A 13,282-nucleotide genomic window follows, 5' to 3' on the forward strand; every position below is an offset into this window, starting at 1 on the left:
GTTAACGGTAAACTGTAGAGGTTTTATCAGAGACTTCTGGGAAATACTTAAGAAATTGTTGAGCTAAAAGCTAAGCCTATCATTACGTCCGCGGGCTTATAAATTTCTCCCTCCTTTGTTAGGAATGAGGCTTTAACTAAATTATTCAACAATTCAGTAAACCTCTTATCATTTATTTTTGTTCCTTCCTTACTTTCAATAGCGTTTTTAGCCTCACTCCACCTGCAACCTTTTGCACATACAGTCATTATAGTCCTGTACATATCTTTAGCTTCTTCCCTACCTCTAAGGAAGTTGTTGAATTCCTCCCTTATTAAAGATATTGCAGTATCTACTGTTTTCCTTAATGCAGTCTTATGATCCTTCTCTTGCATGTATGTAAACCCGTAAAAGGTAAGCCGGCCCGGTAAACCTCCTAAAGTATCTACAGCCTCCTCCAAAATGTTTTCCTCAACTTTCATATTTAATTCATCAAAGCCTTTCCTTAGGAACTCCAATGCAGTTTCTCTACTAAATGGGTTTGCTACTACTTCTGTGTAAGCTCTTCCGTAGAGCGGGGATTTTGAATCATCAACCTTTAGAAAATCGTAGACCATCCCTATTTCACTACCGGTAAATATGAATTTAACCTTCAAGTTATCATACGCATAAGCCAAGGGATAAAGGAGATTATAACCCTTGAGCTTCCTCAACTCTTGGGACTCATCAAAAATAATTACGACTCTTTCTCCTTCCCTCTCTGAAATTTCTGACAATTTTTCAAGGATTTGTGAGAACTCAACTCTTTCTTCTCCTCCCCACTTGAAACTTAAGTTCACTCCTGCAATGCTAACTCCTCTTATTCCTGAAAAGAGCCTCTTAAGCCTGTAAGGGATTGAAACTTTATGACCTTCTCCAACTCTAGTATTAAGTCCTTATAATGTATAAAAGACAACGACTCAAATTTCCTCAAGTCGAGGTATATCCAAATACCTCTCTCCTCTTTTGTCAGAACATTAACTAGTGAAGATTTACCGCTCCTCCTAATTCCTAGCAATAAGGTCATTGGGTAATTAATTCCTGACTTGAGTTTCTCCATCTCTTTTTCTCTATCAAAGAGATCCTTAGGGTTCTCTTTGGATCGAATAACAGAGGATATCCCCAACAATTGGGGAGATAGCCAGTTAAAAGTTTTATAAAAGAGTTTAAATGACCCTTAATCCACCAAATTGCACAAACGCCTTTTAGTAGAAGGACTTGTTTTAAAGTCTCAGGAAGCCTTAAGTGAGTGCTATCATATAAGGAGTTCTTATCTCTAAATTAAGTGAAAGGTTGCATTATACCATCTTTAAAGATTCCTCTAATTCTTTCCTTGCTTTCTCTAATTTTTCGTCCCAAAAATCTTTAAAATAGCGGTCTAAGGTCACGAGCCATTCTGCAACTTCTTTTATATCACCTATTACTTCATCCTCGTTCCTATAATCTACAAAGTTTGGGTCCAAACCATTGTATGAAAACTTATGTAGAGATAGGGCTATTCTTGCCACGTTCTCTGCGTCAATGTCTAAGTTCTTTAAATCCTTTGATATTCCGATTAATCCAGTAGTAGGTGCAGAGTACCCTACGTTCTCGTACCAATATCTCTCTTTTTCGTTTTTTGACTTAATTACATCATTAAGGTTCTTTACTATTAATGCACTAATTGCGGATTTTACGCTTAAAAAACCTTAGCTGAGGCATTCTGTAGTAAACCTCTCTGTAGCATTTCTATGAATAATTTTCCCTCAATTAAACTGTCGTATAATTTAGCGTAAATGTAAGCCTTGTAATCTTTCTTATAATCTAAATGTCCCTCCATACGTTAAGCTTTTCTAGGTTAGTAAAAAGCTTTGAGCTTAGTCCGTCATATTCTCACTAACTGAAGAGCGATAGCTTAAGGACTTCGTGATATGCTACAAATAATTTTAATACTATTCTCAGAACACATGTTCGTATGTCCGTTAAACCTAAATCGATTTTAACGCTATGGTTTTCCTCAAACACTGCAGTAGTAAAGTACGCAATTGGTTTAATACCTGCTACTTTAGGCCTCTCGCTCACTTTAACAATTATAGCCCTCTTCTTAGGTAACTTTCGCGCATCAATCATTTTAGGTATAGCCACTTACATGGGGCCTAAATTTAACAAGGAGCAAATAAGGATTTCTGAAAACGTATTTAATAAAGGATGGAGAGTTTTCTCTTTATATTCTTAATGAAAGAAATTAGTGTAGCGCTCTTAACCGAGGACACTTACACCCCTGCTTTTATTGATAAAATTATTAGGAGATTAATGGAATCAAAAATAATTACTGATAGAAAAATAAATATATGCAAGGGTAAGAATACATACAGGAAAATACAATTATGTACTGATAAGATAAGAAGGCTTATAAAAAATATAATTGATGTGTGATAAAATTCTAATATTTCAAGACGCTGACGGAGGAGATAGAAAAGAGGTAATTAATGAAATTAAGTCACACCTAAAGGAATTGGAAAAGTACGTTGATAAGAAAATTTTCATAATTTTTTCCGAGGAAATTGAAGAATGGATTATTCCTAACGTTCATAAGCCTTCCGATGAGCTAAAAAGGAGGAAAAGGTATGAAAAGTATTACCTGCCAGACTACGCTGACATGATAAATTTTAACAACATTCAACAGTTAGAGAGTTTCAAAGATTTCATAAGAGCATTAACTGACGACTAAATTTTCTCTTTTGCAGCATGGGCCAATAGTAATCTTATAATTTCCGTATCTTTCTTTGAAGAAGCATAACGAATGGGAGTTTTACCGAGCTTATCCTTAGCATTTATATCTGCACCATACTCTAAAAGAACCTTCACTACTTCAGCATGGCCGTTCTCTACAGCATAATGTAATGGGGTTTTACTTTCATCATCCCTAGAGTTTGAATCTGCTTTACTTTCCAGTAGAACCTCAGTTACGCCTGCGTGACCGTTCTTTGCAGAATAATGCAAAGGAGTCCTTCCATTTTCTCCTCTTGTATTTACGTCAGCACCTTTCTCTATGAGGAGCTTAACTACGCTAGTATAACCTTTCTCGGCAGCGTGATGAAGGGGAGTATTTCCTGATCTGTCTCCTAAATTCGGATCCGCGTCATGGTCTAAGAGAATTTTTACCACATCAGGGTAGCCGTTCATTGAGGCGTAATGAAGAGGAGTTTTGCCAAATCTGTCCTTTAAGTTAGGGTCTGCCTTGTATTTGAGGAGAATTTCCACAACCTTAGCAAAGCCTTTTTCCGACGCCATGTGGAGAGGAGTCTTACTATTTTCTCCCCTTAGATTACTGTCTGCTCCGTGACTTAATAGAGCCTCAACGACTTCTGCAAAACCCCTTTCAGAGGCGTAATGCAAAGGTGAATTCCCAATCTTGTCCTTCTCGTTAACGCCTGCACCTTTTGTAATAAGTAACTCTGCCACATCTGCGTGACCTCCTTTTGCGGCTTCGTGCAGGGGTGTAGAGCCGTATTTGTCCTTAACGTTTGGGTCAACTCCTCTTTCTAAGAAAAGCTTAACGACCCTTATGCTCCCGTTTTCTGCTGCATTATGTAGCGGAGTTCTACCCAATATGTTTGCTCCCTTAGGATCAACTCCTTTTTCAAGGAGTAGTTCTACAATGCCCGGGTGACCGTTATTTGCGGCATGATGTAAAAGACTGTTTCCTTCGTTGTCTATTACATTAATCTCTGCACCGTGACCTATCAGAAGGTCTGCTATGTCTACGTTTCCTTTTTCTACGGCGTAGTGTAGGGGAGTATTTCCTAGTTTGTCTTTAATGTTTGGATCAGCTCCATGCTCAAGGAGAAGTTTAGCTAAGTCTATGTAGCTAAACCTTACTGCGTAATGCAGAGGAGCATAACCAGACTTATCCTTAATGTTGGGGTCGCAATGCAAAGCTAAGAGCGCCTTAACTTGTAATAAACTTCCGTATTCAACAGCTGAGGGAAGCTTTGAGCAGATGACTGATGACATCTATATAAGGATTTCGAGTCCACCTAATAAAAATTACTTATGTTAATTTGAAAATCCTTTATATATTCTATTCATCAAACCTCAGCTATTAAATAAGGGATAATACAGAACTCAACATTATTAAAAAATTTTTATTGAGGTCTAGCTAAGAACAGATGAACGGGAACAGTATCGTTGTCCCCGTTCTTTGAGAGAGTTATTACTTTCTTCATCTTCCCAGCAACTACCTTAACTGCCTTAGCCTTTTCTCTGTATTTTACCTCATATCCCGTCATATCCGGTAAAGTTATGACGTCTATTTCTTCATTCCCGACCTCAGTATAACCTACAGTGTAAAACCTTGAAAGGTGAGAGGCTACTACTCCTTCTACTATAACTGGGTCTTCCGGTCTCCTAACTCCCGTCCATGTAGCCACAACGTCGTAAAATAGCGGGTCTATAAAGTGTATTTTAATCTGCTTCCTATAATTAAAATACCCCGTATTAACGTCGACAAAACGCAGTGTTAAAGTTAGGAACATATCATCGAATAGCTTAACGTATTCGGCAACAGTAGTGTGGTTAACTCCTACCTCCTTGGCTATAGAATTATAATTTACCCTGCTCGGCGTAGTAGAAAGGATTGAAGAAAGTATTTGTTTTGCTATCTTCTCGTCCCTCCCGACCTTGTTTATTTCGTAAATAATCCAGTCGATATAACTCCTAATCGGGGATGACCCGTTAATAGATAAGGGAAGTCCTCCTACCTTTAAATACTCATTAAAGAGCTCTCTGATTTCCTCATACCACCCGGGCTTAGCTTCTATCCTCGGGTTCATTACCTTAATAAATTCATAAAAGCTGAGAGGGTACAACGACACGTCCTTTCCCTTCCCTCTCCTACCTGGGAAACTTTCCTTTTGTTTAAGTACAGAAAGGGAACTTGAGCTAGAAATTGTTATAACGTCGTTCAGCAGTTCACCCCTGTCTATTAAGTGCTTTACAGCCCTAAACCAGTCCTTTACGAAAGTTACTTCGTCCAAGAAAATGAAGGAAGACTTTATTCCCTCCTCCTTTTTCATCCTTAAATATTCCCTCAGCCTCTCGAGTAATTCCTAGTGATCGGTTAAAATATCGCAACTGCAATAAAATATTGATAAAGGGTTAACGTTTGATTCTAAAAGCTTCTTTATGAGCAGTTTAATTAACGTAGTTTTTCCTACTTGCCTTGGACCTACAATAAAGTTTAGCGAGAAAGGTTCCAAGGAAACCTCGTCTATCTCTTTAGGAACCCACCTGAATTTAGATGAATTCCACTTTTTTATATCAACGTCGTCTTCTATGTAATCCTTTCCTCTCCACCAGATGTTTTCTTCCATTGCTATTCTAATTAGCAAGAGGTTTAAAAAATCTTGAGAGTTAAAGTAGCAATAGGTTTAAAAATACGAGTAAGCATGACTTCATGTCATTCCTTCTTCAGGATGTATTTTACCTTACCTTTCTCCCTAACCTCCTCTAAATAGCCCATGGCTGTCAACCCCTTAAGCCTCCTATATACTGTAGTTTTAGGTAACCCGGTCTGCTTTACTAGATCTGAAAGAGTAGAAACGCCTCCGCTCTTCTTCACTGCATCCAGCACGAGTTTATCCCTCTCGTCTAACTCTACGACGACTGTTTCTTCTTCCTTCACTTCTTCTGACCTCTTTCCTTTGACATAACGAAATATGATAAACAGTAGGGAAGAATCACTCACTATTAATGCTATTATATATACTAGAGGAGAAAGCGAAGACGACCGTTGAGTTGTAATGTCGTCGTAAAGCACTGTAGTTTGGCTTACATTCTCGAAAGTTATGTTATATAGGTCACCTTTCACTGTAAAGCTTGACGGCTGAGGGTATAAATAGGTTATTGAAGACCCTGCAGGTATTAGAACGCTTATGCTCAAGTTTTCAGGCTGTTGGGTTTCAATAACTCCTTTAGGTAATTCCGTCCTGTAACTTAACGTAACGTCACTGCCTTGAATTATAATTGTTTTATCTTGAATTACATAATTCCCTCCTTTAATTTTTAGGCAAGTGAAGTTATTTCCTATCAAGTTAATTTTAGAAATATTGTACAAATACGCAGTTACTGTACCATTATAGTATATATTAATCATTCCGCTTGAGGAATGCAATATAGGTACCAAAAGCATCGGTAGCAGTAAGAGCAGTAGTCCGGCTTTTTTCATCTAACTAAATATTTGTCTCTCCGTTTATTAGTTTACCGTTTGGTGGAACAAACGTTTAAATTCTTTTTTTGGCGAATATATATTCGTGAACATAAAAATACTGACATCACTCCTCGTTCTCACCTTAGTCCTTAATGTAGTCTTAGGTTTTGAGCTATATGAAGCACTTCACCCATCTCATGTAAGCAGTGTAACACCTAATGTAAAGACTTATTCCTTCTCATTTAGTACAAAGTATAAGTTCCACGTTAAGAAACTTGGAGAATACATTTTACAATTAAAGGTTCAAGAGGGGATTTTTTCACAGCTTTATGTCATAATTTACTTTAAGCACGGAGAAACTATAACTTTGAGTTTAAATAATACTAATGCAAGCGTATATTTTAAGCATAAGGAAGAAAATGCAGTTGCTTATATAAGTGGAGAAAGTTATTCTAATCTATCGAAAGAACAAATTTTGAATAATATTAAGTTATGTGTAATAGAATCCTAAATGGAACTGTTCCGGAACGCGATCCTTAAAAGGAGTAAACTACTATCTTAGCATATGAAAACAACTCTGTTGTTAGCGTTAGTGGCAATATCCTCGTTAGGAGCGGGAATAGGAATAGCAGGAGTAATGGGGTACGGACCGTTAGCGTATATTTCATACCATATACAAACTCAGACACAACAAGTAATTCCTGCACATATTAATTTAGGAAATCTAACTGCAGGAGAAAGCAGTAATGTAACTGCAAACGCTACAGTGACGGTAAGGTCAAACGGTACTTACGAAATTAAGCTCCTCCACGGAGAAAAACTTCAGAAAGCTTTCAGCGAGTTTGAGGTCAAAATAACAATAGGGAACACAACGCTTATGCTTACTCCTAAGAACGATACCGCAAGCGTCAATCTAACAAAGGGTACTTACGTCGTCTTCATAGAAATAATATATCAAGTTTCACAGCATCCCAAAGGAGACCTAAATGTGCTTAATGAGCCACTCTTAATAATACATCCTAAAGAATAAAAAGGCAATTTTTTCTTTTTTCTCTTTTATAGTATTAAAGAAATTTCATTGAAACTAGTCGTAATAATTTTTATAAGATTAGTGCTAGTTATAAGGCTTTAAAGTTGCTTATGGAGGTGTAAATTGATGAACTTATCTTGTAATGCTGAGTTATGTATTTGTCTTAGTATCAGGGGTCTGAAGAGACGTTTTTATGCCAAGTATCAATGTAGGCTTATGGCTTATACTACAATAAAGGTTACAGATGAGGTAAGAGCGAAGTTAATGAAGATAGCTGGTGAACTTAAGGCGGAAAAGGGTGATAATATTAGTATTAATGACGTGCTGCAATACCTCATTTCCCTTTATGAAGAAAGGAAAAGAAATAAGAAACCGTTGAATATGCACGACTTTGATGAGCTAATTATTGAAATGGATGAAAATTCATCAGAAAAAATCGATGATGTAGTTTATGGATAAGTTAATATTAGATACCTCATATTTCATAGCTTATCTGGATAGTAAAGATAATCATCGTAAGGAAGCGTTAAAACTAGCAGAGAAAATAAAGGATTACGAAGCTGTAATTACTGACTATATATTTGATGAACTTATAACCTTCCTAACATATCACGTAAATAAGGACTATGCAATTAAAATAGTCACGTCGATTTTAGAGAAAGTGAAAGATGGTGAATTGGAGATATTTCTAGTAGATTGGGAAGTATTTACCAATGCAATAAATTATCTTATTGAGAAAAAGTTAAGCTTCACAGACTGTACAATTCTTTCTTCAATGGATAAATTAAAAACGTAGTACTTGTTAAGTTTTGATAGTGACTTTGATAACATAAGCTTACTAAAATTGGGAAAGGAAGTAGTAAATATAAGATATTTGCAGTAACTGATGAAACGCATTTATCCATATTTTTATTACGAACCTCTAGATTAGTGACAAATATAATAGATAGAACGTATTTCTGAAATCTCTCGGAGAATTACTTAAGTAACTGTCCTATTCTTCATATTCTTACTTTAACATTTGAACAGTTTATATTTTAGAACTTTCTTACAGTGTAGAACTTTCTTAGAACAGTCAATTTCCTTATTTCGGACATTATACTCCATTAAATCGTATTTCATTCTCTCTAATAAAAATATGAAAGTTCATTCATATATTTACTTTTGTTCGTATTTAAGTCTAAAAAGGAAAAAATATATAAATAATCTCTCGCAATAAGAAGTGATGTATCCTCCAGAATTTGGATATTACAAACCTGAATCTCTAGCTGACGCTCTTGACTTTTTAAAGGGCGGGAACGTTAAACCCATAGCAGGAGGGCAAAGTTTAATACCTATGCTGAAGTTCAGGATTATTCAACCCAAGTTTCTTCTAGATCTGAACCCTTTAAAAGAGCTTTCCTATGTTATCCCAGAGGAGAATGAGATTAGGATAGGTGCTTTAACCAGGTATTCTGAAATGGTTAAGAGCGGTATAGTAAGGAGGGATTTACCACTACTCCATGAGGCTTCAGGAAAGGTTGGAGACCTACAAGTAAGGAACATGGGAACTATAGGAGGTAGCTTATCTAATGCGGATCCTTCAGCAGACTTTCCTGCAGTGTCATTAGCTTATGATGCGAAAATCAAGCTAATTTCAACACAAGGGGAAAGGGAAGTAAATGCAAAGGATTTCTTTAAAGGACCGTTTACTACTGAGCTAAGGGAAGACGAATTACTGAAAGAGGTGGAGTTCCCAATACTTAAGGGATATAAGCATACTTATGCTAAGATAGTGAGAAGAGCAGGAGATTTTGCACTGGTAGGAATGGCGGTTTTAGCAAAAGTGGGAGAGACGGTAGAGGACATTAGGATTGCCTACACGGGAGTTTCAGATAAACCTTACAGATCTTACGAATTGGAGAAGACGTTGATAGGCTCTAAGCCTAATGAAGACCAATTAAGGAAGTTCTCTGAGGACGTAATAAAGGAAGTAAATCCGCCCTCTGATTCCAGGGGTTCCTCAGATTATAAAAAGAAGGTTATGAAGAACTTAACTTTCAATACGTTAAAGGAGGTGCTCCTACATGCTAGCTAGACCGGGAGAAAAAGTAAAAATAAAGGTAAAAGTTAATGGAATTTGGTACGAAAGGGAAGTAGAACCTAGAAAGCTTCTAGTTCACTTCCTTAGGGACGATTTAGGCTTAACGGGAACTAAAATAGGTTGTGACACCTCTACTTGCGGTGCCTGTACTGTGTTGATGAATGGAAAGTCAGTAAAGTCTTGCACCGTCTTGGCAGTCCAAGCTGACGGAGCTGAGATAACTACGATTGAAGATGGAGACGGTAAGCTTCGTGCAATCCAAGAGGCATTTAAGGAAAATTTTGCACTCCAATGCGGTTATTGCACTCCAGGAATGATAATGCAGAGTTATTACTTATTAAGTGAAAACCCCTCACCTTCGGAGGAGGAAATAAGGGAAGGACTTCACGGTAACATATGCAGGTGTACAGGGTACCAAAATATAGTTAAAGCAGTACAAGATGCATCAAGGAGGTTGGTTAAACAATGAACTACGTAGGTAAAGCCGTAAAAAGGTTATATGACGATAAGTTCGTTACTGGGAAATCAACTTACGTTGACGACATACAAATAAATGCATTATATGCTGGATTCGTTAGAAGTCCCTACGCCCACGCTCTAATAAAATCAGTAGACGTTACAGACGCGTTAAAAGTCCCGGGAATTGTTGCAGTATATACTGCTAAAGACCTTCAAGTGAAGGAAGGTATAGGGATTTGGACTACCTATGAGGATCCTAGGCAGTGGAAGTTCATTCCAAGAAAACCGTTAGCTGAGAGGGAAGTAAAATACGCTGGAGACCCTGTTGCAATAGTTATAGGAACTGACAAATATAACGTGAGAGATGCAATAGATAAAGTTAGCGTGGATTATGAAAAGCTTCCGGCAATAGTTAAAATGGAGGAAGCATTAGAAGACAAGACGCTAGTTCACGATGAGTTGAAAACTAATGTTGCATTCGACCAGACTTTTTCAGGAGGTAATGTAGACGAAGCGTTCAGAAGTGCTGACAGGAAAATTGAAGTTGAGATAACAAATAATAGAGTCATCCCTAACCCGATGGAGCCTAGGGGGATAGTTTCCAGGTATGAGGGAGGCTTTCTAACAGTATGGTACTCAACTCAAGTGCCCCACGCTGCAAGAGCTGAGTTCTCAAGAGTTCTAGGAATTCCAGCATCTAAGATAAGGGTAATAATGCCTGACGTAGGAGGAGCTTTCGGTAGTAAGGTCAATATACTTCCAGAAGACGTTGCAGTAGTGCTTTCATCAATAAAGCTTGGAAGACCGGTAAGATGGACTGCCACAAGGAGCGAGGAAATGATATCTTCAGAAGCTAGGCATAACACATTCAAGGGAGAGGTCGCATTCAAGAGTGATGGGACAATACTCGGCATAAGAGGAGACCTAATAGTCGATATGGGGGCATACTTAACTTATACCTCACCTTTACAACCTGCAATAGTTCCTCTAATGATCCCTGGACCTTATAAGATACAAGCGATTAACGTAAGGAGCAGGGCAGTTTACACTAACACTCCTCCAATAACAATGTACAGAGGTGCAAGTAGGCCAGAGGCAACTTTCATAATAGAGAGGATTATGAGTAACGTTGCAGATGAGCTCGGTATTGATGATGTGACAATAAGGGAAAAGAACTTGATAACAACACTCCCTTATGCGAACCCCTTGGGATTAAAATACGACAGCGGTGATTACTTAAGTTTACTTCACGAAGGAGTAGAAAAGCTTGAGTACAATAAGCTTAAAGCTTGGGCAAAGGCGATGAGGGAGAGAGGAAGGAAAGTAGGTGTAGGATTAGCTTTCTATCTTGAAATAAGCGGTTTCGGTCCATGGGAATTCGGTGAAGTTAGAGTAACAGAGACTGGAGATGTAATAGTTACGACTGGAGGTACTCCTCATGGACAAGGAAGTGAGACTGGAATTGCCCAGATTGTTGCCGATGAACTTCAAATAGACATTAATAAGGTAAAAGTTGTATGGGGAGACACTGAAGTAGTATCTGCAGGAATGGGGACTTACGGCTCAAGGACTGCAGCCGCAGCAGCAAGTGCAGCTAAGGTTGCAGCAACAAAAGTTTTAGAGAAGATGAAAAAGTCTGCAGCAAAGATGCTCAAAGTTGACGTGGAGGAAGTTAAGTACTCTTCCGGAGAATTTGAGGCTAACGGAAGGAAAGTTTCGTGGAATGAAGTAGCTGACTTCGCTTACAAGAGCGATGAACCTGGAATATTTGAGGAGTTAATCTTGCCAGGAGACGTTACGTTCCCTTACGGAGTTCACGTAGCAGTAGTTGAAGTAGATGACTACGGAATCGCAAGAGTCAGTGAGTATAAAGCTTATGATGATATAGGCATGGTAATCAATCCCGCCTTGGCTGAAGGGCAAATACATGGAGGTGCTACGCAGGCGGTAGGACAGGCTGTATTAGAGGAGGCTGTAATAAACGATGAAGGACAGTTGGCAGTTACTTACGCTGATTATCTAGTTCCTACTGCAGTTGAAGCTCCTAAATTCGAGTCATACTTTACAGAAAAGCCTCATGTATCTCAATATCCTACCGGTGCTAAAGGTGTTGGAGAGGCTGCACTTATCGTAGGGCCTGCAGCAATAGTTAGGGCATTAGAAGACGCTACAGGGAAGAGGTTTAACCATACTCCCGTCAAGCCAGAAGAATTAAGCTAGAAAAGAAATTATATTCTCTCTCTTTCTTTTTTTATCTTAAATAAACAGTCTCATCTTTTACTCCTGCTTCTTTAAATGCAATCTTTCTAGCCTGGCACTCTGAGCAAACTCCGCAGTGATATTTATGACCCAGGAAGCAGGAGTATGTTTTCCCCAGATCAATTCCTTGTTTTGCCCCCATCTTAACTATTATCGACTTACTTAGGTTAACGAATGGCATAGAAAGCTTAACTCCGTAAATTTCTGCAAGCTTTTTCATAGTGGATATTATCAGAGGTTTATCTTTCTCAAATAAACATTCCTCACTTGCAGTAGCGAAGATTACCTCGTCGTATTTCCTTTCTTTTGCATAAGTTAAAGCAATGGACAAGAGAATTACATTCCTGTGAACAATTGGTTCGTTAGGTCTTATTCCTAAGCTGTCGTAAAACGCTTTTCCTAGAGAAGGAATTTTAATCTCCACGAGTTTTTTATTAAGTTTTTTACAGTGATAAAGCGCAAATTCTCTCTGCATTTTTGCAGACCTTTGACCGTAGTCTATGAAGAGACAGTCAACATCCTTAAATTTGTAAAGTGCAACTGTGGAATTTATTCCGCCGGAGTAAAGCAGGAGTTTCATAAATTAAAGAATGGATTCAAGTTTATCAATTCTTATTGAGTTAATGATGTTTTGAAGCAACCAAGAATATCTTGAATGCACTTCCTTATTTGCATTCCATTAGATTAACCAAGTTTCGTACATGATCTAATGTAAATATTACGCTTTTTATGAACTACTTTAATAAATTTATTAATATTAGATCATTCGATCTTCCAACCTTAAAACCATTATATCGATCTACAAAAATATAAACTCGTAAATAATATGTTTTATTGAAACTGAAAATTACGCCGTAGTTTGTATCTTAAACTGTGAGGTTTTAATTTGGGATATAAAAAATTATTTGATTAACTTTCATTTTCCTTTAATTCTGTGTAAATCCTGTGATAAGGCCTTCCTTCTAAGATTGTTTTTCCATATGTAGTGGTCTCCTTATAGTCATTACTGAGAGTAAATTTTCTGAAGGAGTCTAAATCCTTCCATTCGCTGTAGATTAAGTACTCCCTCGGATCGTCAACCCTTCTATATAGCTTTGCGTCAATAAAACCTATGTCTGAGCTCTTCAAAATGGAAACCACTTTTAAAAATGCCTCTTCAAATTCCTTTTCATGTCCTTCTCTCACTCTATAATAAAGGCCAACATTTATCATAAATAAAAATAAATTCATTAAATTTTAAATT

The 13,282-nt window shown here is 37.6% G+C and carries 15 protein-coding genes and 2 pseudogenes; 9 read left to right on the forward strand and 8 right to left on the reverse strand.

Annotated elements, in window-relative coordinates; translation table 11 throughout:
• Nucleotides 1–47: 47 nt before the first annotated feature.
• The 3 genes and pseudogenes from HS5_RS02645 to HS5_RS02655 all read right to left on the reverse strand — a co-directional run bounded on the left by HS5_RS02645 (nt 48) and on the right by HS5_RS02655 (nt 1,837).
• Entirely contained in the window at nt 48–818 is a 771-nt protein-coding gene (locus tag HS5_RS02645; RefSeq protein WP_236752545.1) for an ATP-binding protein, read from the reverse strand.
• Between the two features lie 20 nt (nt 819–838).
• Nucleotides 839–1,078: a hypothetical protein gene (locus tag HS5_RS02650; RefSeq protein ID WP_236752547.1), complete on the reverse strand. Its 240-nt coding sequence runs from the start codon at nt 1,076–1,078 to the stop codon at nt 839–841.
• 238 nt (nt 1,079–1,316) lie between these two features.
• Nucleotides 1,317–1,837 (reverse strand): annotated as a pseudogene (locus HS5_RS02655) (PaREP1 family protein).
• Between the two features lie 135 nt (nt 1,838–1,972).
• On the opposite strand from HS5_RS02655, the gene HS5_RS02660 reads away from it, so the two are divergent.
• Both HS5_RS02660 and HS5_RS02665 read left to right on the forward strand, forming a co-directional pair.
• The gene (locus HS5_RS02660) at nt 1,973–2,233 is read left to right on the forward strand and encodes a hypothetical protein (protein WP_236752548.1); all 261 of its coding nucleotides are present in this window, start codon (nt 1,973–1,975) and stop codon (nt 2,231–2,233) included.
• A gap of 192 nt (nt 2,234–2,425) precedes the next feature.
• On the forward strand, nt 2,426–2,728 hold the full coding sequence (locus HS5_RS02665; RefSeq protein WP_236752549.1) for a hypothetical protein: 303 nt from the start codon (nt 2,426–2,428) through the stop codon (nt 2,726–2,728).
• Here HS5_RS02665 and HS5_RS02670 read toward each other — a convergent pair.
• The 3 genes and pseudogenes from HS5_RS02670 to HS5_RS02680 all read right to left on the reverse strand — a co-directional run bounded on the left by HS5_RS02670 (nt 2,725) and on the right by HS5_RS02680 (nt 6,226).
• Nucleotides 2,725–4,014, reverse strand: coding sequence for an ankyrin repeat domain-containing protein (locus HS5_RS02670; protein ID WP_236752550.1), 1,290 nt, complete (start codon nt 4,012–4,014; stop codon nt 2,725–2,727). The two genes, HS5_RS02665 and HS5_RS02670, sit on opposite strands and share 4 nt — an antisense overlap.
• Before the next feature lie 131 nt (nt 4,015–4,145).
• Nucleotides 4,146–5,372 (reverse strand): annotated as a pseudogene (locus HS5_RS02675) (ATP-binding protein).
• An 86-nt stretch (nt 5,373–5,458) separates the two neighbouring features.
• The gene (locus HS5_RS02680) at nt 5,459–6,226 is read right to left on the reverse strand and encodes a helix-turn-helix domain-containing protein (protein WP_236752551.1); all 768 of its coding nucleotides are present in this window, start codon (nt 6,224–6,226) and stop codon (nt 5,459–5,461) included.
• 85 nt (nt 6,227–6,311) lie between these two features.
• On the opposite strand from HS5_RS02680, the gene HS5_RS02685 reads away from it, so the two are divergent.
• The 7 genes from HS5_RS02685 to cutA all read left to right on the forward strand — a co-directional run bounded on the left by HS5_RS02685 (nt 6,312) and on the right by cutA (nt 12,000).
• A complete protein-coding gene (locus tag HS5_RS02685) occupies nt 6,312–6,719 on the forward strand; it encodes a hypothetical protein (protein WP_236752552.1) in 408 nt (135 codons plus the stop codon).
• A 54-nt stretch (nt 6,720–6,773) separates the two neighbouring features.
• Nucleotides 6,774–7,238, forward strand: a complete 465-nt coding sequence (locus tag HS5_RS02690; protein ID WP_236752553.1) for a hypothetical protein — start codon at nt 6,774–6,776, stop codon at nt 7,236–7,238.
• Nucleotides 7,239–7,454: 216 nt separating this feature from the next.
• Nucleotides 7,455–7,697, forward strand: coding sequence for a hypothetical protein (locus HS5_RS02695; protein ID WP_236752554.1), 243 nt, complete (start codon nt 7,455–7,457; stop codon nt 7,695–7,697).
• Nucleotides 7,690–8,034: a PIN domain-containing protein gene (locus HS5_RS02700; RefSeq protein ID WP_236752555.1), complete on the forward strand. Its 345-nt coding sequence runs from the start codon at nt 7,690–7,692 to the stop codon at nt 8,032–8,034. Before HS5_RS02695 ends, HS5_RS02700 begins: the two co-directional genes overlap by 8 nt.
• 429 nt (nt 8,035–8,463) lie before the next feature.
• The gene (cutB, locus tag HS5_RS02705; RefSeq protein ID WP_236752556.1) at nt 8,464–9,315 is read left to right on the forward strand and encodes a glyceraldehyde dehydrogenase subunit beta; all 852 of its coding nucleotides are present in this window, start codon (nt 8,464–8,466) and stop codon (nt 9,313–9,315) included.
• Nucleotides 9,305–9,790 carry a glyceraldehyde dehydrogenase subunit gamma gene (cutC, locus tag HS5_RS02710; protein WP_236752557.1) on the forward strand — a complete coding sequence of 162 codons (486 nt, stop codon included), beginning with the start codon at nt 9,305–9,307 and terminating at the stop codon, nt 9,788–9,790. The genes cutB and cutC overlap by 11 nt, the downstream gene beginning before the upstream one ends.
• Nucleotides 9,787–12,000, forward strand: coding sequence for a glyceraldehyde dehydrogenase subunit alpha (cutA, locus tag HS5_RS02715; protein ID WP_236752558.1), 2,214 nt, complete (start codon nt 9,787–9,789; stop codon nt 11,998–12,000). The genes cutC and cutA overlap by 4 nt, the downstream gene beginning before the upstream one ends.
• A 31-nt stretch (nt 12,001–12,031) precedes the next feature.
• On the opposite strand, the gene HS5_RS02720 is transcribed toward cutA, so the two are convergent.
• Together HS5_RS02720 and HS5_RS02725 are read right to left on the reverse strand one after the other, a co-directional pair.
• Nucleotides 12,032–12,619: a 7-cyano-7-deazaguanine synthase gene (locus HS5_RS02720; protein ID WP_236752559.1), complete on the reverse strand. Its 588-nt coding sequence runs from the start codon at nt 12,617–12,619 to the stop codon at nt 12,032–12,034.
• Between the two features lie 329 nt (nt 12,620–12,948).
• Nucleotides 12,949–13,251 carry an antibiotic biosynthesis monooxygenase gene (locus HS5_RS02725; protein WP_236752560.1) on the reverse strand — a complete coding sequence of 101 codons (303 nt, stop codon included), beginning with the start codon at nt 13,249–13,251 and terminating at the stop codon, nt 12,949–12,951.
• Nucleotides 13,252–13,282 lie beyond the last annotated feature (31 nt).

Source organism: Acidianus sp. HS-5, assembly GCF_021655615.1.
GTDB lineage: Archaea > Thermoproteota > Thermoprotei_A > Sulfolobales > Sulfolobaceae > Acidianus.

Coding starts and splice junctions, on each gene's coding strand:
- HS5_RS02650 (WP_236752547.1), bottom strand. CDS start 1,078: ATGGAGAAACTCAAGTCAGGAATTAATTACCCAATGACCTTATTGCTA.
- HS5_RS02660 (WP_236752548.1), top strand. CDS start 1,973: ATGTCCGTTAAACCTAAATCGATTTTAACGCTATGGTTTTCCTCAAAC.
- HS5_RS02665 (WP_236752549.1), top strand. CDS start 2,426: ATGTGTGATAAAATTCTAATATTTCAAGACGCTGACGGAGGAGATAGA.
- HS5_RS02670 (WP_236752550.1), bottom strand. CDS start 4,014: ATGTCATCAGTCATCTGCTCAAAGCTTCCCTCAGCTGTTGAATACGGA.
- HS5_RS02680 (WP_236752551.1), bottom strand. CDS start 6,226: ATGAAAAAAGCCGGACTACTGCTCTTACTGCTACCGATGCTTTTGGTA.
- HS5_RS02690 (WP_236752553.1), top strand. CDS start 6,774: ATGAAAACAACTCTGTTGTTAGCGTTAGTGGCAATATCCTCGTTAGGA.
- HS5_RS02695 (WP_236752554.1), top strand. CDS start 7,455: ATGGCTTATACTACAATAAAGGTTACAGATGAGGTAAGAGCGAAGTTA.
- HS5_RS02700 (WP_236752555.1), top strand. CDS start 7,690: ATGGATAAGTTAATATTAGATACCTCATATTTCATAGCTTATCTGGAT.
- cutB (WP_236752556.1), top strand. CDS start 8,464: ATGTATCCTCCAGAATTTGGATATTACAAACCTGAATCTCTAGCTGAC.
- cutC (WP_236752557.1), top strand. CDS start 9,305: ATGCTAGCTAGACCGGGAGAAAAAGTAAAAATAAAGGTAAAAGTTAAT.
- cutA (WP_236752558.1), top strand. CDS start 9,787: ATGAACTACGTAGGTAAAGCCGTAAAAAGGTTATATGACGATAAGTTC.
- HS5_RS02720 (WP_236752559.1), bottom strand. CDS start 12,619: ATGAAACTCCTGCTTTACTCCGGCGGAATAAATTCCACAGTTGCACTT.
- HS5_RS02725 (WP_236752560.1), bottom strand. CDS start 13,251: ATGATAAATGTTGGCCTTTATTATAGAGTGAGAGAAGGACATGAAAAG.